Source organism: Pseudomonas sp. BNK-45 (assembly GCF_047456255.1).
Lineage (GTDB): Bacteria > Pseudomonadota > Gammaproteobacteria > Pseudomonadales > Pseudomonadaceae > Aquipseudomonas.
The window spans coordinates 5548061-5568933 of the sequence record NZ_CP179909.1 but is presented as its reverse complement, the minus strand read 5'-3'; the positions used below and the strand labels follow the sequence as shown (position 1 = coordinate 5568933).

The 20873-nt window shown below is 63.1% G+C and carries 14 protein-coding genes; 8 read left to right on the top strand and 6 right to left on the bottom strand.

The window, feature by feature from the left end:
- Positions 1-38: 38 nt before the first annotated feature.
- Entirely contained in the window at positions 39-1499 is a 1461-nt protein-coding gene (dacB, locus tag ACMGG8_RS25105) for a D-alanyl-D-alanine carboxypeptidase/D-alanyl-D-alanine-endopeptidase (RefSeq protein WP_060838302.1), read from the bottom strand.
- A gap of 234 nt (positions 1500-1733) precedes the next feature.
- Between dacB and ACMGG8_RS25100 the strand changes: the two genes are divergently transcribed.
- Complete coding sequence (locus ACMGG8_RS25100) at positions 1734-2078, top strand: YggL family protein (RefSeq protein ID WP_047284881.1); 345 nt, start codon at positions 1734-1736, stop codon at positions 2076-2078.
- Between the two features lie 143 nt (positions 2079-2221).
- On the opposite strand, the gene ACMGG8_RS25095 is transcribed toward ACMGG8_RS25100, so the two are convergent.
- The gene (locus tag ACMGG8_RS25095; protein WP_414158638.1) at positions 2222-3412 is read right to left on the bottom strand and encodes a benzoate/H(+) symporter BenE family transporter; all 1191 of its coding nucleotides are present in this window, start codon (positions 3410-3412) and stop codon (positions 2222-2224) included.
- A gap of 318 nt (positions 3413-3730) precedes the next feature.
- Here ACMGG8_RS25095 and ACMGG8_RS25090 point away from each other — a divergent pair, with 318 nt between their 5' ends.
- From ACMGG8_RS25090 to ACMGG8_RS25080, 3 genes are all read left to right on the top strand, one after another.
- Complete coding sequence (locus tag ACMGG8_RS25090; protein ID WP_011060203.1) at positions 3731-4495, top strand: GntR family transcriptional regulator; 765 nt, start codon at positions 3731-3733, stop codon at positions 4493-4495.
- 188 nt (positions 4496-4683) lie between these two features.
- Positions 4684-5634, top strand: a complete 951-nt coding sequence (locus tag ACMGG8_RS25085; RefSeq protein ID WP_414158637.1) for a LysR family transcriptional regulator — start codon at positions 4684-4686, stop codon at positions 5632-5634.
- Between the two features lie 147 nt (positions 5635-5781).
- Entirely contained in the window at positions 5782-6615 is an 834-nt protein-coding gene (locus ACMGG8_RS25080; protein WP_060838305.1) for a hypothetical protein, read from the top strand.
- An 82-nt stretch (positions 6616-6697) separates the two neighbouring features.
- Here ACMGG8_RS25080 and guaD read toward each other — a convergent pair whose 3' ends face one another.
- The 4 genes from guaD to xdhA all read right to left on the bottom strand — a co-directional run bounded on the left by guaD (position 6698) and on the right by xdhA (position 12808).
- Positions 6698-8002: a guanine deaminase gene (guaD, locus tag ACMGG8_RS25075; RefSeq protein ID WP_414158636.1), complete on the bottom strand. Its 1305-nt coding sequence runs from the start codon at positions 8000-8002 to the stop codon at positions 6698-6700.
- Between the two features lie 23 nt (positions 8003-8025).
- The gene (xdhC, locus tag ACMGG8_RS25070) at positions 8026-8868 is read right to left on the bottom strand and encodes a xanthine dehydrogenase accessory protein XdhC (protein ID WP_060838307.1); all 843 of its coding nucleotides are present in this window, start codon (positions 8866-8868) and stop codon (positions 8026-8028) included.
- 93 nt (positions 8869-8961) lie between these two features.
- Positions 8962-11361, bottom strand: coding sequence for a xanthine dehydrogenase molybdopterin binding subunit (xdhB, locus tag ACMGG8_RS25065; protein ID WP_414158635.1), 2400 nt, complete (start codon positions 11359-11361; stop codon positions 8962-8964).
- The gene (gene xdhA / locus ACMGG8_RS25060) at positions 11354-12808 is read right to left on the bottom strand and encodes a xanthine dehydrogenase small subunit (protein WP_235758661.1); all 1455 of its coding nucleotides are present in this window, start codon (positions 12806-12808) and stop codon (positions 11354-11356) included. Before xdhA ends, xdhB begins: the two co-directional genes overlap by 8 nt.
- Positions 12809-13074: 266 nt before the next feature.
- Between xdhA and ACMGG8_RS25055 the strand changes: the two genes are divergently transcribed.
- From ACMGG8_RS25055 to ligA, 4 genes are all read left to right on the top strand, one after another.
- A complete protein-coding gene (locus ACMGG8_RS25055; protein WP_060838310.1) occupies positions 13075-13734 on the top strand; it encodes a GntR family transcriptional regulator in 660 nt (219 codons plus the stop codon).
- Positions 13735-13736: 2 nt separating this feature from the next.
- Complete coding sequence (smc, locus tag ACMGG8_RS25050; RefSeq protein WP_414158634.1) at positions 13737-17225, top strand: chromosome segregation protein SMC; 3489 nt, start codon at positions 13737-13739, stop codon at positions 17223-17225.
- Positions 17226-17481: 256 nt separating this feature from the next.
- Complete coding sequence (zipA, locus tag ACMGG8_RS25045; protein ID WP_060838312.1) at positions 17482-18339, top strand: cell division protein ZipA; 858 nt, start codon at positions 17482-17484, stop codon at positions 18337-18339.
- 123 nt (positions 18340-18462) lie between these two features.
- The gene (gene ligA / locus ACMGG8_RS25040; RefSeq protein ID WP_060838313.1) at positions 18463-20835 is read left to right on the top strand and encodes an NAD-dependent DNA ligase LigA; all 2373 of its coding nucleotides are present in this window, start codon (positions 18463-18465) and stop codon (positions 20833-20835) included.
- Positions 20836-20873: the final 38 nt, after the last annotated feature.

The window sequence follows — 20873 nt, the reverse complement described above, 5'->3', positions numbered from 1 at the left end:
CGACGGCGACGCGGGGCCGCCGCCGTCGGCCCGGGGCGTTACAGCGGCGAAGCGCTGGTAGCCAGTTTGGGCTGGCGATACAGATCCAGCAGCACCTGATCCAACACCGAAGAGGCGCCGAACGGCCGTGGATCGTTGAGGATGGCAACCACCGCCCAGGTGTTGCCGTTGTCATCGCGGCTGTAGCCGGCAATGGCGCGGACGGTGTTCAGGGTGCCGGTCTTGATGTGGGCTTCACCGGACATGGCGGTGCGCTTGAGGCGCTTGCGCATGGTGCCGTCCATGCCGGCAATCGGCATCGAACTGATGAACTCGGCGGCGTAGGGACTCTTCCACGCCGCTTGCAGCAGGCCGGCCATTTCGCGGGCGCTGACCCGTTCGGCACGGGACAGGCCGGAGCCGTTCTCCATCACCAGGTGCGGCGCGGTGATGCCTTTCTTCGCCAGCCACTGGCGCACCACGCGCTGGGCGGCCTTGGCGTCATCGCCATCGGCTTCATTGCGGTACTTGGCTCCCAGGCTCAGGAACAACTGCTGGGCCATGGTGTTGTTACTGTACTTGTTGATGTCGCGGATGATTTCCGCCAGGTCCGGAGAGAAGGCCCGGGCCAGCACCTTGGCGTCCTTGGGCACCACCGCCAGGCGGTCCTGGCCCTGGATGCTGCCGCCCAGTTCGCTCCAGATCGCCCGCACCGCGCCGGCGGTGTAGGTGGCGTGGTCCAGCAGCGACAGGTAGGTCTGGGAGCTGCAGCCATCGCCCAACTGGCCACCGACGGTGACGATCACGCTGCCATCGGCCTGGGTGACCGGGTTGTAGCGCACGTCACCGGTGCATTGCTTGGTGTTGACCGCCTTGACCTGATTGTCGATGCGGATCTTGGCGATCGGCGGCTCCACCGACACCAGTACGCGCCCGGAATCGTTGCGGGCGACAAAGCGCAGGGCCTTGAGGTTGACCATCAGCGCATCGGGCTTGACCAGGAAGGGTTTGTTCTCGTCATTGCCGTCGTCATTGAACTCCGGCAGTTGCGGTTGCACGAAGTAGTTGCGATCCAGCACCAGGTCGCCGGTGACTTGCTGCACGCCATTGGCTCGCAGGTCGCGCATCAAAAGCCAGAGCTTTTCCATGTTCAGCTTGGGGTCGCCGCCGCCCTTGAGGTACAGGTTGCCATTGAGAATGCCGCCGCTGAGGGTGCCGTCGGTGTAGAACTCGGTCTTCCACTGGTGGGTCGGGCCGAGCATTTCCAGGGCCGCGTAGGTGGTGACCAGCTTCATGGTGGAGGCCGGGTTGACGGATACATCGGCGTTGAAAATCGTCGGGGTGCCCGGGCCGTTCAGCGGAATCATCACCAGCGACAGGGCGTTGTCCGGGAGTTTGCTGGCCTTGAGGGCTTGTTGAACCTTGGGTGTCAGGGTGGTGTTGACCGGGGCCGCGGAGGCGGGGAAGGCCAGGGGGAGGAAAACACTGGCCAGCAGAAGAGGACGCAACGATTTGATCATATGAAATTGAACCCTGCAGTCGAGGGGAAAAAAGGCGAGGGCATGCAGATAAAATCCCTCAGTGGTCATGAAAGTGTCGGCATTATGCCCCAAGGTATAGCGGCTTGTGCCGTGCCACGGCCCGCCGGGGCGGTATTTTTTTTACCAATGGCACGACCGCGTCCTCATAGAGTCAGGCAATCGCCCGCCTAAACTGGTAAAGTGCCGCCCGTTATTACTTATGAGGATTGTTCCATGGCCACTAACCGTTCCCGCCGTCTGCGCAAAAAACTCTGCGTAGATGAATTTCAGGAGCTGGGTTTTGAGCTGAACCTGGATTTCAAAGAAGATCTGGCTGACGAAGCTATTGACGCTTTCCTCGACGCATTCCTCAAAGAAGCGATGGAAGCCAACGGCCTGGGCTATGTAGGCGGCGACGACTTCGGTCTGGTTTGCCTGAGCAAGCGCGGTTCCGTGAGCGAAGAGCAGCGCGCCACCGTTGAAGCCTGGCTCAAGGCACGCACCGAGCTGACCAACGTTGAAGTCAGCCCGCTGCTGGACGTCTGGTACCCGGACAACGCGATCAACCCAGTCGCGTGATGTCATGCATGAGCGGCCCGTCCGGGCCGCTCATGCGTTGCTGTCCTGCTTGGGCGGCCTGTCGAATTTTTCCTTGTGTTTCTCGCCACTGCCACGGGCCAGCCCCGGGTTTCGTCGTGGGCGCTATTGGCCGGCAAAGCCCTTCAGGCACTGCGCCAATTCAGAATCATCAAGGTGATCACCCCGGCGACAATTCCCCAGAACGCCGAGCCAATGGAAAACAGCGTCAGCCCCGAGGCCGTGACCATGAAGGTGATCAACGCGGCCTCGCGCTCCTTCACTTCACTCATGGCGATGCTCAAGCCGTTGATGATCGAGCCGAACAGTGCCAGGGCGGCGATGGACAGCACCAGCTCTTTGGGCAGGGCCGCGAACAGCGCGGCCAGGGTGGCGCCAAAGACCCCGGCGATGCCGTAGAAAATCCCGCACCACACCGCCGCGGTGTAGCGCTTGCCGTGATCTTCATGGGCGTGGGGCCCGGTGCAGATGGCGGCGCTGATGGCCGCCAGGTTGATGCCATGGGAGCCGAATGGCGCCAGCAGCAGCGAGGCAAAGCCGGTGGCGGTGATCAGCGGCGAGGCCGGAACCTTGTAGCCGTCGGCCCGCAGCACGGCGATCCCGGGCATGTTCTGCGAGGTCATGGCCACCACGAACAGGGGAATGCCGATGCTGATGGTGGCCGCCAGGGAGAAGTGTGGCGTGGTCCAGACCGGTGTCGCCACTTCCAGGTGAAAGCCGCTGAAGTCCAGCAGGCCCATGGCGCCCGACAGGGCCGTGCCGATCAGCAGCGCGGCCAGCACCGCGTAGCGCGGCGACAGGCGCTTGACCACCAGGTAGGTGAAGAACATCCCCAGGACCAGGCCGGTGCGGTGCTGGGCGGCGACAAAAATCTCGCTGCCGATCTTGAACAGGATCCCCGCCAGCAGGGCCGCTGCCAGGGAAACCGGGATCTTTTTCACCAGGCGCTCGAAGCTGCCGGTGAGCCCGCACAGGGTAACCAGCACGGCACAGGTGATGTAGGCGCCGATGGCTTCGCCGTAGGTGACGCCGGACAGGCTGGTGATCAGCAGGGCGGCGCCCGGTGTCGACCAGGCAATGGTGATCGGGGTGCGATAGCGCAGGGACAGGCCGATGCTGCAGATCGCCATGCCAATGGAAATGGCCCAGATCCACGAAGAAATCTGACCGCTGGTCAGGCCGGCGGCTTGTCCGGCCTGGAACATCAGCACCAGCGAACTGGTGTAGCCGGTCATCATGGCGATGAAACCGGCCACGATGGCTGAGGGCGAAGTGTCCGCCAGGGGGCGTAATTGCGCGGGTGTGGCGTCGGACATTACTGCTATTCCTTGTTCTTGAAAGACACAAAACCCACGTCCAGCGAACATCGCTCGAATCATGCGCGAGCAACGGGCCGGTGAAGGGGTTCAGGGTTCAAGCCTAAACTTAAAAGCAACTTTGCATTGCAATACAGCCGTGACTACAAATAGCCGTACAGTCGCTGAAAGAGTGTGGGGGTCATTAACACTTTTTACTAATGATCCCCAGTGGTTGTGTACAATGTGCCCCTGTTTTAACGCGATACTTGCCAGCGACCCACCGTGACGTATTACAGTCACGCCGAAATCGCCGCAGTCCTCCCGACCCGAGTGCCCATGAACGAACAGTTGCAACCTCTCAAGAAACAACCGCGAGCAGGCAAAGCCGGTCGCAGCGGAACCCAGGACGATATTGTCTACGCGCACATCTTTGAGGCCATCCTCGAGCAGCGCCTGGCGCCCGGCACCAAGTTGAGCGAGGAGGCGTTGGGAGAAATATTCGGAGTCAGTCGGACCATCATCCGTCGCGCCCTGTCGCGCCTGGCCCATGAGGGCGTGGTGCTGCTGCGGCCCAATCGCGGGGCGGTGGTTGCCAGCCCGAGTGTCGAGGAAGCCCGTCAGGTATTCCTCGCCCGGCGCCTGGTGGAGCGGGCCATCACCGAGCTGGCGGTGCAGCATGCCACCGCCGAGCAACTGCTGGAGTTGCGGCAGATGGTCAACGAGGAGCGCGACAGCTTTTCCCGGGGTGATCGTGGCGCCGGCATCCGCCTGTCCGGGGAGTTCCACCTGAAGCTGGCCGAGGCGGCGAAGAATGCTCCGCTGATCAGCTTCCAGCGCAGCCTGGTGTCCCAGACCTCGCTGATCATCGCCCAGTATGAAAGTGGCAACCGCTCCCATTGTTCCTACGATGAGCACACTCAACTGATCGACGCCATCGAAGCCCGGGATGGCGAGCTGGCGGTGAACCTGATGATGCATCACATGGATCACATCGACAGCAAGCTCAATCTCGACGAGGAAAGCGCCTCGGACGACCTGCACGCGGTGTTCTCGCACCTGCTGCAGACCAAGAAGCCGGGACGGCCCAGCGCCAAGCTGTAAGCCTGGATCCGCTCTGAAAATCCCCCGCCGCGCGGCTCGCGCAGCGGGGGATTTTTGTTTGGCCTCAGGTTTGCCGGCGCGTCCGGCAGATTGTTTTAACTTTGCTAAAGTATTGTATACAGTGCCTGCTTCAATGCGCATGGCAGGCGAGTCCGTGCGCCTCTGGTCCTGCGCAAGGAGCCTGCGGCATGAGCGGCAGAACGCTACGTATTCATTCCTCCGCCATCCATTACTTCGACATGGTGCAGCGCTGCCATTCGATTCGCGAGGCGGCCCGGCGCCTGAATGTCGCGTCTTCGGCGGTGAACCGGCAGATTCTGAAGATCGAGGACGAAATCGGGGCGCCGCTGTTCGAGCGCTTGCCCGGTGGCCTGCGCCTGACCCTGGCCGGGGAGATCCTCAGTCGCCACGTCAATCTGGTGTTGCAGGACCTGGAGCGGGTGCGCCTGGAGTTCGACGCCCTGCGTGGCTTGCGCAGCGGGCACGTCGAGATCGCCACCGTGGAAGGCGCCACCGTGGACCTGCTGCCCTCGGTGCTCAAGCGCATGCGCGAGCACTATCCGCAGGTGACCATCGGCGTCACGGTCCAGGGGTCGCAATCGATTCCCCTGGCCTTGATCAACAGTCGCGCCGACCTGGGCCTGGCCTTCGCCTTGCCCCGCGCCCCGGAGATTCGCCCGTTGAGTGTCGGGCATTTTCGCCTGGGGGCCCTGGTCAGTCCCGACCATCCCCTGGCCGAGCGGGGCAGCGTCAACTTCGCCACCTGTGCCGAGCACGGCCTGATCCTGGCCAAGAGCGAGCTGTCGATCCATCACCTGCTGGCGCCGTTGCACAAGCGCCTGGGGCTGCTGGACAAGCCGCCATTGCAGAGCAACTCCATGGAACTGGCGCGGCAGATGGCCCGGCACAACATGGGCGTGGCGTTCCAGACCCGGGTCGGGGTGGAAGCCGATCTGAGCAAGGGCGAACTGGTGCACATCCCCCTGAGCGATCAGGGCGGGATCTACAGCGACCTGGGACTCTACGCGCGCAGCGGGCGCGAACTGCCCAGCGCGGTGGAGGCGCTGGCCCATCTGCTCAGCGAAGAGATCGCCATTCGTGAACGGGCCGAGCGGGTCTTTGGCCAGCCGGTGCTCTGAGTCCATGGTTACAGGCGCTGTTGCCGTTTTGGCAGCGCCCTGGTCGATATTCTGTTCTTTGGGCCCTATGGCGCTTGTGCCGATACTGCGTGCGGTCGGCAGCCAGCGAAGCTGCCTAACGCCACACCGCCACAGGACATAATAAAAATGAAAAAGGCATTACAAGGCGCAACCCTGCTGATGACGTTGATCGGAGCAGGGGAAGCGGCCGCCCTGGAGTGGATGAACAACAGCGTCGGCTTTCGGTACGGCAAGGAGTTCACCAATCCGAACAACCCGCACTACATCAGCAAGCGCATCTACAGCTTCACCCACGCCAGCGGCTACCAGTACGGCAGCAACTACCTGCACCTGGACGTGCTGCTTTCCGATAGCGACGATCCGCGCAAGGGCACCGACAAGGGCAGCAGCGAAGTCTACGGTGTATACCGTCACCAGCTCTTTGCCTCCCGGGTCCTGGATACGCCTCTGGGCACCGGCCTGATCAAGGACTACGCGCTGACCCTGGGGTTTGACGCCAGCCGCAACAACAACCTGGGATCGGCGAAGAAGCGCGCCCTGGTCTTCGGTCCGACCCTCAAGTTCAACACCGTCGGCGTCCTTGACCTGAGCTTGCTGTACTACAAGGAAAACAACCATTCGGGGATCCCCGGGGCCAAGGATCCGGACCACACCTTCGATGACACCTACCTGCTCAACCTGGCCTGGATGCGACCTTTCGAAGTCGGCAGCCACGCGGCCAAGTTCCAGGGTTTCATCAACTACACCGGGGAAAAGGGCCACGACTACAACTACCGCGACACCGCTCCGGAAACCCTGCTGCGCAGTTCGCTGATGGTGGCCGTGCTGCCGGGCAAGAACGTCAAGCCCAACCTGTACCTGGGGGTTGGCTACGAGTACTGGCATAACAAGTTCGGGGTGGACGGCGGACGTGGCACGCGGACCTCGGCGCCCACCCTGAACCTGGAAGTGACCTTCTAGGTTCCGTGCAACCCGCTTCAGGGTGCAGACAAAAAATCCCCCGTGCGACGCTGTCGAACGGGGGATTTTCATTTTCGCAAGGTCAGCGCTGGTGCACCTGCCGGCCGGCGGCGTAGGTCTGCAGCACGGTGCGGTCATCCCCCAGGGTCATCAGCACGAACAGGGTTTCGGCGATGCTCTTGGCCTGCTTCAGGCGGTAGCTGAGCAGCGGTGTGGCGTGGTAATCGAGGACCACGAAGTCGGCGTCGGTGCCCGGGTGCAGGGTGCCGATCTTGTCCTCCAGACGCAGGGCCCGGGCGCCGCCCAGGGTTGCCAGGTACAGCGACTTGAACGGGCTCAGGCGCGCGCCTTGCAGTTGCATGACCTTGTAGGCCTCGTTGAGTGTCTGCAGCAGCGAGAAGCTGGTACCGCCACCGACGTCGGTGCCCAGGCCAACGTTGAGCTTGTGCTTTTCCGCCATCGGCAGGTTGAACAGGCCGCTGCCGAGGAAGAAGTTCGAGGTCGGGCAGAAGGCCACGGCCGAGCCGGTCTGCGCCAGGCGCGCGCATTCCTCGTCGCACAGGTGCACGCCGTGGGCGAACACTGAACGCTCACCCAGCAACTGGTAGTGGTCGTAGACGTCGAGGTAGCCCTTGCGCTCCGGGAACAGTGCCTTGACCCATTCGATTTCCTGCAGGTTTTCACTGATGTGGGTCTGCATGTAGAGGTCGGGGTACTCGGTCAGCAACTGGCCGGCCAGGGTCAGTTGCTCCGGGGTACTGGTCGGCGCGAAGCGCGGAGTGACGGCGTAGTGCAGGCGGCCCTTGCCGTGCCAGCGCTCGATCAGCGCCTTGCTTTCCTGGTAGCCGGATTCGGCGGTGTCGGTCAGGTAGTCCGGGGCGTTGCGGTCCATCATCACTTTGCCGGCGATCATCCGCAGGTCGAGTTTCTCGGCGGCTTCGAAGAACGCGTTGACCGACTGCGGGTGCACGCTGCCGAACACCAGGGCGGTGGTGGTGCCGTTGCGCAGCAGTTCCTTGATGAAGATGTCCGCCACTTCATCGGCGTGGGTCTGGTCGGCGAACTGGCTTTCGCAGGGGAAGGTGTAGGTGTTCAGCCAGTCCAGCAGTTGCTCGCCGTAGGCACCGACCATGCCGGTCTGGGGCAGGTGGATATGGGTGTCGATGAAGCCGGGGGTGATCAGGGCATCCGGATAGTGCTCGACCTGCACCTGGGCGGGCAGGTTGGCCAGCAGTTCGCTGGCGTGGCCGAGGGCGCTGATCCGGCCGTCCTCGACCACCAGCAGGCCGTCTTCGAAATACTCGTAGGAGGCTTCGATGCCGACTTCGGCCGGGTCGGCGATGCTGTGCAGGATGGCGGCTCGGTAGGCTTTGCGAGTTAAAGGCATGGGGATTCTCGGTGTGTGGCGTTTCAGTTCGAAGCCTGACTGCGGCGCGAAGCCGGCAGCAGTTTGGCAATGGGTTCGGCGCTGGCGCTGGGCTGGCCGAAATGGGCGTTATAGGTGGCGATGATCTCACCGGCGATGGAGATGGCGATTTCCACAGGCAACTTGCCTTTGACTTCGCCCAGGCCCATCGGGCAGCGCATGCGTTGCAGGGTGGCGGCGTCGAAACCGCGGTCGCGCAGGCGATGCTCGAACTTGACCCGTTTGGTCTTCGAGCCGATCAGGCCGAAATAGGCAAAGTCGTTGCGCTTGAGCAGGGCGGCGGTCAGTTCCAGGTCCAGTTGGTGATTATGGGTCATGACGATGCAGTAGCTGCCAGGAGGCAGGTTGTCGATTTCTTCCACCGGCTCTTCGCTGACGATCTTGTGCACGCCCGGGGGAATCTGTTCCGGGAACTCCTGTTCCCGGGAATCGATCCAGCGTACCCGGCAGGGCAGGCTGGCCAGTAGCGGCACCAGGGCGCGGCCGACGTGTCCGGCGCCGAACACGGCGATCTGCGCCTGTACCTGGCCCATGGGCTCGAACAGCAGCACCGTGGCACCGCCGCAGCATTGGCCGAGGCTGGCGCCAAGGCTGAAGCGCTCCAGGTGGGTGGCCTGCTTGCCGGCGGCGAGCATCTCCCGGGCGATCTGCATGGCCTTGTATTCCAGGTGGCCGCCGCCGATGGTGTCGAACGCCCGGGTGGCGCTGACGACCATCTTCGAGCCGGCGTTGCGCGGCGTCGAACCGAGTTCTTCGATGATGGTCACCAGCACGCAGGGCTCTCCCTGGGTCTGCAGGTCGGCGAGGGCGCTGATCCAGTTGTACATGTTCACCTCGACATCTTGGTGGTCTGTCCGAGTCTTGTGCCGGCAGGCCCGCTCCCACGGCTGTTGCAGGAGCGGGCCGGCCCGCGGCGGCCGTTACAGCGGTGCCAGCTCGACGTGCTGATCCGTGCCCCTGCTCACCTGCAAGCGGAGCATCTGCTCGCAGCCCCACAACACCCGCTCGGGAGTCGCCGGTGCATCGATCTGGGGCTGGTGACGGTAGTCGCCGAGGCTGGCCACCGCGTCCTTGATCGCGCACCAGGCGGCAATGCCGAGCATGAACGGCGGTTCGCCCACGGCCTTGGAGTGGAACACCGTGTCTTCCGGGTTCTTGCGGTTTTCCACCAGCTTGACCCGCAGGTCCGCAGGCATGTCCGCCACCGCCGGGATCTTGTAGCTGGCCGGGCCGCAGGTCATCAGCTTGCCCTTGGTGTTCCACACCAGCTCCTCGGTGGTCAGCCAGCCCATGCCCTGGATGTAGCCGCCCTCGACCTGGCCGATGTCGATGGCCGGGTTCAGCGAGGCGCCGACGTCATGCAGGATGTCGGTGCGCAGCATCTTGTACTCGCCGGTCAGGGTATCGACGATCACTTCGGCACAGGCGGCGCCGAAGGCGTAGTAGTAGAACGGCCGGCCCCGGGCCTGGGCGCGGTCGTAGTAGATCTTCGGGGTCTTGTAGAAGCCGGTGCTGGACAGCGACACCTGGGCGAAATAGGCCTGCTGGATCAGTTCCTCGAAGGTCAGGATTTGCTCGCGAACCCGCACGTGGCCGTTGTGGAACTCCACGTCTTCCTCGCTGACCTGATACTTGCGCGCGGCGAATTCCACCAGGCGGTTCTTGATGGTCTGCGCGGCATTCTGCGCGGCCTTGCCGTTGAGGTCGGCGCCACTGGACGCGGCGGTGGGCGAGGTGTTGGGCACCTTGTCGGTGTTGGTGGCGGTGATCTGTACCCGCCCGATGTCCACCTGGAACACCTCGGCCACCACTTGCGCCACCTTGGTGTTCAGGCCCTGGCCCATTTCCGTGCCGCCGTGGTTCAGGTGGATGCTGCCGTCGGTGTAGACGTGGATCAGCGCTCCGGCCTGGTTGAGGAAGCTGGCGGTGAAGGAGATGCCGAACTTCACCGGGGTCAGCGCCAGGCCCTTTTTCAGGACCGGGCTATTGGCGTTGTACAGGCGGATGGCTTCGCGGCGTTCCGCGTACTGGCTGCTGGCTTCCAGTTCGGCGGTCATTTCCTCGAGCATGTTGTGCTCGACGGTCTGGTAGTAGTGGGTGACGTTGCGCTCGGTCTTGCCGTAGTAGTTGGCCTTGCGCACCGCCAGCGGGTCCAGGTGCAGGTGGCGGGCGATGGCGTCCATCACTTCCTCGATGGCGACCATGCCTTGCGGGCCGCCGAAGCCGCGGTAGGCGGTGTTTGACGCGGTGTTGGTCTTGCAGCGATGGCCGTTGATGGTGGCGTCGCCCAGGTAGTAGGCGTTGTCGGCGTGAAACATCGCCCGGTCGACGATGGACGCCGAGAGGTCCGGCGAGCAGCCGCAGTTGCCGGCCAGTTCCAGCTGGATGCCGTGCAGGCGCCCGTGGCTGTCGAAGCCCACGTCGTATTCGATGTAGAAGGGGTGGCGCTTGCCGGTCATCAGCATGTCTTCGACCCGCGGCAGGCGCATCTTGGTCGGCTGGCCGGTGAGGCGGGCGATCACCGCGCACAGGCAGGCGGGGCTGGCGGCCTGGGTTTCCTTGCCACCGAAACCGCCGCCCATGCGACGCATGTCGACCACGATCTTGTTCATCGACACGTCGAGCACTTCCGCCACCAGCTTCTGTACTTCGGTGGGGTTCTGGGTCGAGCAGTAGACGATCATGCCGCCGTCCTCGGTGGGCATTACTGAGGAAATCTGGGTTTCCAGGTAGAAATGCTCCTGGCCGCCGATATGCAGGGTGCCCTGGATACGGTGTTCGGCGCTGGCCAGGGCGCCGGCCGAGTCGCCGCGCTGATGGGTGTGGCTGTCCAGCACGAAGTGGCGCTTGCGCAGGGCTTCCACCACATCCAGTACCGGCTCCAGATCCTCGTACTCGATGATCGCGGCCATGGCCGCCTTGCGCGCGGTTTCCAGGTCACGGGCGGCAACCGCCAGCACCGGCTGACCGACGAACTGCACGGTATCGATGGCCAGCAGCGGGTCGCCGGGCAGCAGCGGGCCGATGTCCTTGAGGCCGGGAATGTCTTCGTGGGTTATGGCGATGCGCACGCCCTCGAAGGCGTAGCAGGGGCCGGTGTCGATGCTGATGACCTTGGCGTGAGCCCGGTCAGACAGCCGCGCGTAGACGTGCAACTGATTGGGGAATTCCAGGCGGTCATCGATGTACACGGCCTCACCGGACACGTGCTTGTCGGCACTGTCGTGCTTGACGCTGCGGCCGACGCCGGTGCTCAGGTCCTGTTGAAACAGGGCGGTCAGTTCGGCTTGAGTCTTCTCGACCTTGTGATGATTAGACATGAGCGGTCACCCGGGTTTCGATGTGCGGTGTTTGCAGTTCGATGAAGTATTTGCGCAGCAGGTTCTGTGCGCTCAACAGGCGGTATTCCTTGCTCGCGCGAAAGTCCGAAAGCGGTGTGAAATCCTGCGCCAGCGCGGCACAGGCGCGTTCGACCGTGGTCTGGTTCCAGGGCGCGCCCAGCAGCGCCGCTTCACAGCTACGGGCGCGCTTGGGAATGGCCGCCATGCCGCCGAAGGCGATGCGCGCATCGCTGACCACGCCGTTGTCGATGCGCAGGTTGAAGGCGGCGCAGACCGCGGAAATATCATCGTCCAGGCGCTTGGACACCTTGTAGGCGCGGAACAGTCGCTCGGCGCTGGCCCGGGGCACGATGATCTTCTCAATGAATTCGCTTTCCTGGCGGGCGGTGACCCGGTAGTCGATGAAATAGTCTTCCAGGGCCAGGGTGCGCCGCACTTCGCCCTTGCACAGAACGATCTGCGCGCCGAGGGCAATCAGCAGCGGCGGCGAGTCGCCGATGGGCGAGGCGTTGCCGATGTTGCCGCCCAGGGTGCCCTGGTTGCGAATCTGCAGCGAGGCGAAGCGTTGCAGCAATTCGCCGAAGTCCGGGTATTCGGCACACAAGGCGTCGTAGCAGTCGGTGAGGGCGGTGGCGGCGCCGATTTCCAGACGATCGTCAAAGCGTTCGATGCGCTTCATCTCGGCAATGTTGCCGACGTAGATCATCACCGGCAGGGTGCGGTGGAACTGGGTCACTTCCAGGGCCAGGTCGGTGCCGCCGGCCAGCAACCGCGCTTGTGGATAGGCGTCGTAGAGGTCGGCCAGGTCGGCTACGGTCAACGGCACCAGGCAGCGCTTGTCGCCGCTGTTGAGCTCGCCGGTGTCCTTGGGGGCGATGGCCTTGAGGCGGCTGATGGTCTCGGCCTGGCGCGCGTCGAACTGATCGCTCTGCCCGCCGCAGCAGGCCTGCTCGGCGGCAGCGAGGATCGGCCGGTAGCCGGTGCAGCGGCACAGGTTGCCGGCCAGGGCTTCATGGGCCTTGTGGGTGTCGGGCTGGCTGCTGTTTTTTTGCAGGGCGAACAGCGACATGACGAAGCCCGGGGTGCAGAAGCCGCATTGCGAGCCGTGGCAGTCGACCATGGCCTGCTGCACGCTGTGCAGTTGCCCCTGGTGCTTGAGGCCCTCGACGCTGATCAGTTGCTTGCCGTGCAGGGAGGAGACGAAGGTCAGGCACGAGTTGAGGCTGCGATAGCGGATGCTTTCGCGGCCTTGCGCATCCGTCTGCAACTCGCCCACCACCACGGTGCAGGCGCCGCAGTCGCCGCTGGCGCAGCCTTCCTTGGTGCCGGATTTGCCCAGGTGCTCGCGCAGGTAGTTGAGCACGGTGAGGTTCGGGTCCAGGGCGTGCTCGCTACGGAGTTCCTGGTTGAATAAAAACTGGATCACGGAAGGCCTCGCAGACTCTTTATTGTTGTTAAGCGAACTGAGCCGAATTTAGTCATGTCTGACTTTTCGGTCAACGATTTTCTGACTTTCAGGTCAGGAATTTTCCGTGCTCAACATTCCAAGTATGAACGGCATTCGAGAAACCCCTTGATTGGCATCCTTCTGCTTGTTTCATGCCAAATTCCCCTGTCGAGGCACTCCGCGATGATGTAGCAATTGCGCTACACTTCGCCGCTTGTGCCGTTTAAAGATTTTGAAGGAAAACCATGACGTTCAAGGCGCCGGACAGCCTCGCCGAGCAGATTGCTCACCACCTCGCCGAACGTATCATTCGCGGGGATCTCAAGCCTGGGGAGCGTATCCAGGAACAGAAGGTCACCTTGGCCCTCAATGTCAGCCGTGGTTCGGTCCGCGAGGCCTTGCTGATTCTTGAGCGTCGCCATCTGATCGCCATCCTGCCGCGTCGCGGCGCGCATGTGACCGAGCTCACCGAGCACAAGGTCCGCAGCCTGTGCACCCTGATGAGCGAGCTGTACATCCTGCTGGGCAATTCCGTGGCCAGCGGCTGGGTGCAGCAGAGCGACATGGCGCCGTTCCTGCAGATCCAGCAGCGTCTGGAGAGTGCCTACGAGCGCCAGGACATCCGCGCCTTCGTCGAAGACAGTTTCAGCGTGATGCGGGCGGCCTATCCCTTTGCCAACAACCCGTACCTGCAGGAGACCGTCGAGAACCTGCAGCCGGCGATGAGCCGGGCCTATTACCTGGCACTGGAGCAGCGCAAGGCTTCGATGAGCGAGTACCTGGCGCTGTTCGAACAGTTGCTGGCTGCGGTACTGGCTCGTGATCTGCCGGAGATCCGCCAGGTGTTGACGGCCTACGCCCAGCGCAGCAGCGATCTGGTGGTGTCTGCGTTGGCGGATGCGTAAACGTGCGACTCAAGTGCATCAAGCTGGCGGGATTCAAGTCCTTCGTCGATCCGACCACGGTGAACTTCCCCAGTAACATGGCGGCGGTGGTCGGGCCCAATGGCTGCGGCAAGTCGAACATCATCGACGCCGTGCGCTGGGTGATGGGCGAGAGTTCGGCGAAGAACTTGCGCGGCGAGTCGATGACCGACGTCATCTTCAACGGCTCCACCAGCCGCAAGCCGGTGAGCCAGGCCAGCATCGAACTGGTGTTCGACAACTCCGACGGCACCCTGGTGGGGGAGTACGCGGCCTATGCGGAAATCTCCATCCGCCGCAAGGTGACCCGCGACAGCCAGAACAGCTATTTCCTCAACGGCGCCAAGTGCCGCCGTCGGGACATCACCGATATCTTCCTTGGCACCGGCCTGGGGCCGCGCAGCTACTCGATCATCGAGCAGGGCATGATCTCCAAGCTGATCGAGGCCAAGCCCGAGGACCTGCGCAACTTCATCGAAGAAGCCGCAGGCATCTCCAAGTACAAGGAGCGTCGGCGCGAAACGGAAAACCGCATCCGCCGCACCCACGAGAACCTCGCCCGTCTGACCGACCTGCGCGAAGAGCTGGAGCGCCAGCTCGAACGCTTGCATCGCCAGGCCCAGGCCGCCGAGAAGTATCAGGAATACAAGGCCGAGGAGCGTCAGCTCAAGGCGCAGCTGTCGGCCCTGCGCTGGCAGGCATTGAATGAGCAGGTGGGCCAGCGTGAGTCGGTGATCGGCAGCCAGGAAGTCAGCTTCGAGGCGCTGGTGGCCGAGCAGCGCAACGCCGATGCCGCCATTGAGCGCTTTCGCGATGGGCATCACGAACTGTCCGAACGCTTCAATCTGGTGCAGGGGCGCTTCTATTCGGTGGGCGGCGATATCGCCCGGGTCGAGCAGAGCATCCAGCATGGGCAGCAGCGTCTGCGGCAGTTGCAGGACGACCTCAAGGAAGCCGAGCGCGCGCGCCTGGAGACTGAGTCCCACCTGGGCCACGATCGCACCTTGCTGGCGACCCTGGGGGAAGAGCTGGCCATGCTCGAACCCGAGCAGGAAGTCACCGCCGCCGCGGCCGAGGAGGCGGCCGCGACCCTGGAAGAAGCCGAAACCACCATGCACGGCTGGCAGGAGCAGTGGGACGCCTTCAACCTGAGTTCCGCCGAGCCGCGACGCCAGGCCGAAGTGCAGCAGTCGCGCATCCAGCAGCTCGAAGGCAGCATGGAGCGCCTGTCCGAGCGTCAGCGGCGTCTGGCCGAGGAGCGTGAGCTGCTCTCGGCGGACCCGGAAGATGCGGCGATTCTCGAACTCAACGAGCAACTGGCCGCCAGCGAAGCGACCCTGGAAGACCTGCAGGCCAGCGAAGAGTCACAGGTCGAGCGCCTGGAACAGCTGCGTCAGCAATTGCAGCAGGCCACCCAGGCTCAGCAGCAGGCCCAGGGTGAACTGCAGCGGCTCAATGGTCGCCTGGCTTCCCTGGAGGCCTTGCAGCAAGCGGCACTCGACCCGGGCACCGGTACCGCGCAATGGTTGCGCGAGCAGCAGTTGGCCGAACGTCCGCGCCTGGCCGATGGCATGCACGTGGAACCGGGTTGGGAACTGGCGGTGGAAACCGTGCTAGGCGCCGATCTGCAAGCGGTGTTGGTGGACGATTTTTCCGGCATCGATCTGGCCGGTTTTCAGCAGGGCGATCTGCGTCTGCTGAGCCTGCAAGGGGATGTTTCGCGCATGCCTGGCAGCCTGCTGGACAAGGTTGAATCCCAGGTCGATCTGGCGCCCTGGCTGGGCCAGGTCAAGCCGGTGGACAGTCTGGAACAGGCCCTGGCCTTGCGTGGGCAACTGAGTGCCGGACAGAGCCTGATCAGCCGTGATGGCTACTGGGTTGGCCGGCATTTTTTGCGGGTGCGTCGCGCCAGCGAAGCGGAAAGTGGCGTGTTGGCGCGGGGCCAGGAAATCCAGCAACTGACTCTGGAGCGCGATGAGCGCGAAGCCAGCGTCGAGGCCCTGGAAAGCCAGTTGCTCAACCTGCGGGCCCAGCAGCGTCAGCAGGAGAACGGTCGTGAACATCTGCGCCGCCTGTTGCAGGACGAAGCCCGCCAGCAGGGTGAATTGAAAGCCAAGCTGTCCGCCGGCAAAGCCAAGGCTGAACAACTGAACCTACGGCGCACCCGTCTTGATGAAGAGCTGGTCGAGCTGGGCGAGCAGCGTGAGCTGGAGCACGAACAGGTCGGCGAAGCGCGCCTGCAGTTGCAGGAAGCCCTCGACAGCATGGCCCTGGATACCGAGCAGCGTGAGCTGCTGCTGGCCCAGCGCGACAGCCTGCGCGAGCGCCTTGATCGGGTGCGCCAGGAGGCGCGCCAGCACAAGGATCACGCTCATCAACTGGCAGTCCGCATGGGCTCCCTCAAGGCCCAGCACGACTCCACTCGTCAGGCCCTGGAGCGCCTGGAGTTGCAATCCGAGCGCCTGACCGAAAAGCGCGAGCAGCTCAGCCTCAATCTGGAGGAGGGGGAGGCGCCTCTGGAGGAGTTGCGTCTCAAGCTCGAAGAGCTGCTGGAAAAGCGCATGACCGTGGATGTCGAACTCAAGACAGCGCAGATCGCCCTGGAAGATGCCGACCGCGAGCTGCGTGACGCCGAGAAGCGCCGCAACCAGGCCGAGCAGCAATCGCAGCTGATTCGCGGCCAGCTGGAACGGCAGCGCATGGAGTGGCAAGCCCTGACCGTGCGCCGCAAGACCTTGCAGGAGCAGCTACTGGCTGATGGCTATGACCTCGACGGCGTGCTGGCGACCCTGACCGCGGAAGCCAGCGAACAGGCCGCCGAAGAGGAACTGGAGCGTATTGCCGCGCGGATCCAGCGCCTGGGCGCGATCAACCTCGCGGCCATCGACGAATACCAGCAGCAGTCCGAGCGCAAGCGCTACCTGGATGCCCAGGATGCTGACCTGGTGGAGGCCCTGGAAACCCTGGAAAACGTGATCCGCAAGATCGACAAGGAAACCCGTAATCGCTTCAAAGATACCTTTGATCAGATCAACGGCGGTCTGCAGGCACTCTTTCCAAAAGTTTTCGGTGGGGGCAGCGCTTATTTGGAACTGACGGGCGAAGATCTACTCGATACAGGGGTAACGATCATGGCTCGTCCTCCGGGGAAGAAGAACAGCACCATTCATTTGCTCTCGGGTGGCGAAAAGGCATTGACTGCATTAGCCCTGGTATTTGCCATCTTCAAGTTGAATCCGGCGCCGTTCTGCATGCTCGACGAAGTTGACGCCCCGCTGGATGACGCTAACGTTGGACGCTACGCAAGATTGGTTAAAGAAATGTCGCAGACAGTGCAGTTCATCTATATCACCCACAACAAGATCGCTATGGAAATGGCTGATCAGTTAATGGGTGTGACGATGCACGAACCCGGATGTTCGCGCCTGGTAGCCGTGGATGTCGAGGAGGCGATGGCGATGGTGGACGCTTGAGTCCGTGCGACTGAGGCGCTAGTTGGGGGCAAGTCGGGGAATTTTCCCTTTTGCCAACCTGACCAGCCGGCATATTGGCCGTAACCGTTGCGACAGACGGTGTAAAGTTGCCTTTGGTCGTGCTAGTTTAATGTCAATTTTTCCTATGCGTGGGCAAAACGCCATTCAGAACATAGAGTTGGCGCCACGTTTTAAAGCGGTTTGCAGATTGTAAACCCCTTATTTTTCAGCATTTTTCATAGAGGCACGGGATTACATGGAAATCGGTCTGCGCGAGTGGCTGATCGTCATCGGCATTATTGTTATCGCCGGTATTCTTTTTGATGGCTGGCGGCGTATGCGCGGCGGCAAGGGGAAGTTGAAGTTCCGTCTTGATCGAAGTCTGTCCAACCTGCCGGATGACGAAGGCAGTGCCGAACTCCTGGGTCCGCCCCGGGTGCTGGATACTCATAAAGAGCCACAACTGGACGAGCATGACCTGCCGTCGGTGAGCATGCCGGCCCGCGAGCCTCGGGAGAGTTCGTCTTCCAAGCGCGGCAAGCGTGGCGGCGAGCCTCACCAGGGCGACCTCAACCTGGATCTGGACCTGGACAACGGCCCAAGCTTCAGCAGCCGCGACGATGACTTCCCGGCTGAGGAAGGCAACAAGGCGGCCAGTCACGGCGACAAAGAGCAGCCGCAAGCCGAAGAGGTGCTGGTGATCAGCGTGATCTGCCGTGATGCCGCCGGTTTCAAGGGCCCGGCGTTGCTGCAGAACATCCTCGAAAGCGGCCTGCGGTTTGGCGAGATGGATATTTTCCACCGTCACGAAAGCATGGCCGGCAACGGCGAAGTGCTGTTCTCCATGGCCAACGCCGTCAAGCCGGGGGTGTTCGACCTGGACGATATCGACCACTTCAGCACCCCGGCAGTGAGCTTCTTCCTCGGCTTGCCAGGCCCGCGTCACCCGAAACAGGCGTTCGATGTAATGGTGGCCGCGGCGCGCAAGCTGTCCCAGGAGCTCAATGGCGAGCTCAAGGATGATCAGCGCAGCGTTCTGACTGCCCAGACCATCGAGCACTACCGTCAGCGCATCGTCGAGTTCGAGCGTCGCGCCCTGACCCAAAAGCGCTAAGCTTCAACAGCCAGCTCCTTCCTCAGGAGCTGGCTTGTACAGGCGCTGGCTTGCCAGCGAGGCCCACGCCCCCATTTCAGATCGAGCAGCCTAGGCTGCTCTTTTGCTTTATGAGAGAACCCCATGACCGCCGCTGAAACCCGCATTCTTGAGCTGCGCGCCGAGCTGGATCAACACAACTACCGCTACCACGTACTGGACGAACCGAGCATTCCGGACGCCGAGTACGACCGCCTGTACCACGAGCTCAAGGCCCTGGAGGCCGAGCATCCAGAGCTGGTCACCAGCGACTCTCCAACCCAGCGGGTCGGCAGTGCGGCGCTCTCGGCCTTCACCCAGGTACGCCATGAGATCCCCATGCTCAGCCTGGGCAACGCCTTCGAAGAAGTCGACATGCGCGAATTCGATCGTCGGGTCGTCGAGGGGCTGGACCTGCCGGCGGGCGACCTGTTCGGTGCTGGCGCCGCAGTGGAGTACAGCTGCGAGCCCAAGCTCGATGGCCTGGCGGTGAGCCTGTTGTACCAGGACGGCGTGCTGGTGCGCGGTGCCACCCGTGGCGACGGCACCACGGGCGAAGACATCAGTGTCAACGTGCGTACCGTGCGCAACATCCCGCTCAAGCTGCAAGGCAGCGGTTGGCCGGCGACCCTGGAAGTGCGGGGTGAGGTCTTCATGTCCAAGGCCGGCTTCGAGCGATTGAACGAGGCGCAACTGGCTTCGGGCGGCAAGACCTTCGCCAACCCGCGCAACGCCGCTGCGGGCAGCCTGCGTCAGCTGGACTCGAAGATCACCGCCAGTCGGCCCCTGGAATTCTGCTGCTACGGTCTGGGCCAGGTCAGCGCCGACATCGCCGACACCCACATCGGCAATCTGCAGCAGCTCAAGCAGTGGGGGCTGCCCATCAGCCGCGAGTTGCGTCTGGCCAAGGGCATCGACGAGTGCCTGGATTACTACCGTGAAATCGGCGACCGCCGCAACGCGCTGGCCTATGAAATCGACGGCGTGGTGTTCAAGGTCAACAGCATCGCCTCCCAGCGCGAGCTGGGCTTCCGTGCCCGCGAGCCGCGCTGGGCCATTGCCCACAAGTTTCCGGCCATGGAAGAGCTGACCGAGCTGCTGGATGTGGAGTTCCAGGTCGGTCGCACCGGTGCGGTTACCCCGGTAGCCCGTCTGAAGCCGGTGAAAGTGGCGGGCGTGACGGTGTCCAACGCCACCTTGCACAACATGGATGAAGTGGCGCGGCTGGGGCTGATGATCGGCGACACGGTGATCATCCGCCGTGCCGGCGATGTGATCCCGCAAGTGGTGCAGGTGGTCGTCGAGCGCCGTCCGCAGGACGCCCGACCGGTGCAGATTCCCGAAAGCTGTCCGGTCTGTGGTTCACATGTCGAGCGCACCCAACTGGTCAAGCGCAGCAAGGGGCGGGAAACCGTGAGCGAGGGCGCGGTGTATCGCTGTGTCGGTCGCCTGGCCTGCGGCGCCCAGCTCAAGCAGGCGATCATTCACTTTGTCTCCCGTCGCGCCATGGACATCGAAGGCCTGGGGGACAAGACCATCGAGCAACTGGTGGACGAACAGCTCATTGCTTCGCCCGCGGATCTCTACCAGCTCAAGTACGAACAGATCATCGACCTGGAAGGCTTCGCCGAAGTCTCCAGCAACAAGCTGCTCAAGGCCATCGAGGACAGCAAGCGTCCGGCCCTGGCACGGTTCATCTATGCCCTGGGCATTCCCGATGTCGGCGAGGAAACGGCCAAGGTCCTGGCGCGCTCCCTGGGCACCCTGGAGCGTGTCCAGCAGGCCTTGCCGCAGGTCCTGACCTACCTGCCGGATGTGGGGCTGGAGGTGGCTCACGAGATCCACAGCTTTTTCCAGGACAGCCATAACCGCCAGGTGATCGGTGCCTTGCTGGCCGCGGACCAATGTGGCCTGCAACTGCAGGATCAGGGCGAGCTCGGGGCCGAGTTCGCCGCCAGTACCACCCTGGGCGGCATGCTCGACAAGCTCAATATCCCCTCGGTGGGCCCAGGAGCCGCGCAGAAACTGGCGGACAAGTTCGGCTCCCTGCAGGGCGTGATCGACGCGGACTGGCTGGACATGCGCCAGGCCCTGCCGGAGAAGCAGGCCAAGGCGGTGCGCGAGTTCTTCGACAACCCGGCCAATGCCCAATTGGCCCGGGCCATTGAAGACCAGCTCACGGCGTTTGGCATGCACTGGCTGAGTGAGAAGAAAGTGGTCGAAGGCCTGCCCCTGGCTGGCAAGACCTGGGTGCTCACCGGCTCGCTGGAGCTGATGAGTCGCGATGTGGCCAAGGAAAAGCTGGAAAGCCTGGGGGCCAAGGTGGCAGGGTCCGTGTCGGCGAAAACCCACTGCGTGGTGGCAGGACCCGGCGCCGGCTCCAAGCTGGCCAAGGCCAATGAGCTGGGGCTCAAGGTTCTGGACGAAGCTGCCTTCGTGGCCTTTCTCAGTGAGCATGGCGTCCCCCTCCCTGCGTGATGCGTGGCCGCCGACCTGCCAGTGATGGCAAACCGGCC

Excerpts from the sequence above, each read along its gene's own strand:
- ACMGG8_RS25090 (WP_011060203.1), top strand. The coding sequence starts at position 3,731 with ATGAACGAACAGTTGCAACCTCTCAAGAAACAACCGCGAGCAGGCAAA.
- ACMGG8_RS25085 (WP_414158637.1), top strand. The coding sequence starts at position 4,684 with ATGAGCGGCAGAACGCTACGTATTCATTCCTCCGCCATCCATTACTTC.
- ligA (WP_060838313.1), top strand. The coding sequence starts at position 18,463 with ATGACCGCCGCTGAAACCCGCATTCTTGAGCTGCGCGCCGAGCTGGAT.
- xdhB (WP_414158635.1), bottom strand. The coding sequence starts at position 11,361 with ATGTCTAATCATCACAAGGTCGAGAAGACTCAAGCCGAACTGACCGCC.
- dacB (WP_060838302.1), bottom strand. The coding sequence starts at position 1,499 with ATGATCAAATCGTTGCGTCCTCTTCTGCTGGCCAGTGTTTTCCTCCCC.
- ACMGG8_RS25080 (WP_060838305.1), top strand. The coding sequence starts at position 5,782 with ATGAAAAAGGCATTACAAGGCGCAACCCTGCTGATGACGTTGATCGGA.
- ACMGG8_RS25095 (WP_414158638.1), bottom strand. The coding sequence starts at position 3,412 with ATGTCCGACGCCACACCCGCGCAATTACGCCCCCTGGCGGACACTTCG.
- ACMGG8_RS25100 (WP_047284881.1), top strand. The coding sequence starts at position 1,734 with ATGGCCACTAACCGTTCCCGCCGTCTGCGCAAAAAACTCTGCGTAGAT.
- zipA (WP_060838312.1), top strand. The coding sequence starts at position 17,482 with ATGGAAATCGGTCTGCGCGAGTGGCTGATCGTCATCGGCATTATTGTT.
- guaD (WP_414158636.1), bottom strand. The coding sequence starts at position 8,002 with ATGCCTTTAACTCGCAAAGCCTACCGAGCCGCCATCCTGCACAGCATC.
- xdhC (WP_060838307.1), bottom strand. The coding sequence starts at position 8,868 with ATGTACAACTGGATCAGCGCCCTCGCCGACCTGCAGACCCAGGGAGAG.
- ACMGG8_RS25055 (WP_060838310.1), top strand. The coding sequence starts at position 13,075 with ATGACGTTCAAGGCGCCGGACAGCCTCGCCGAGCAGATTGCTCACCAC.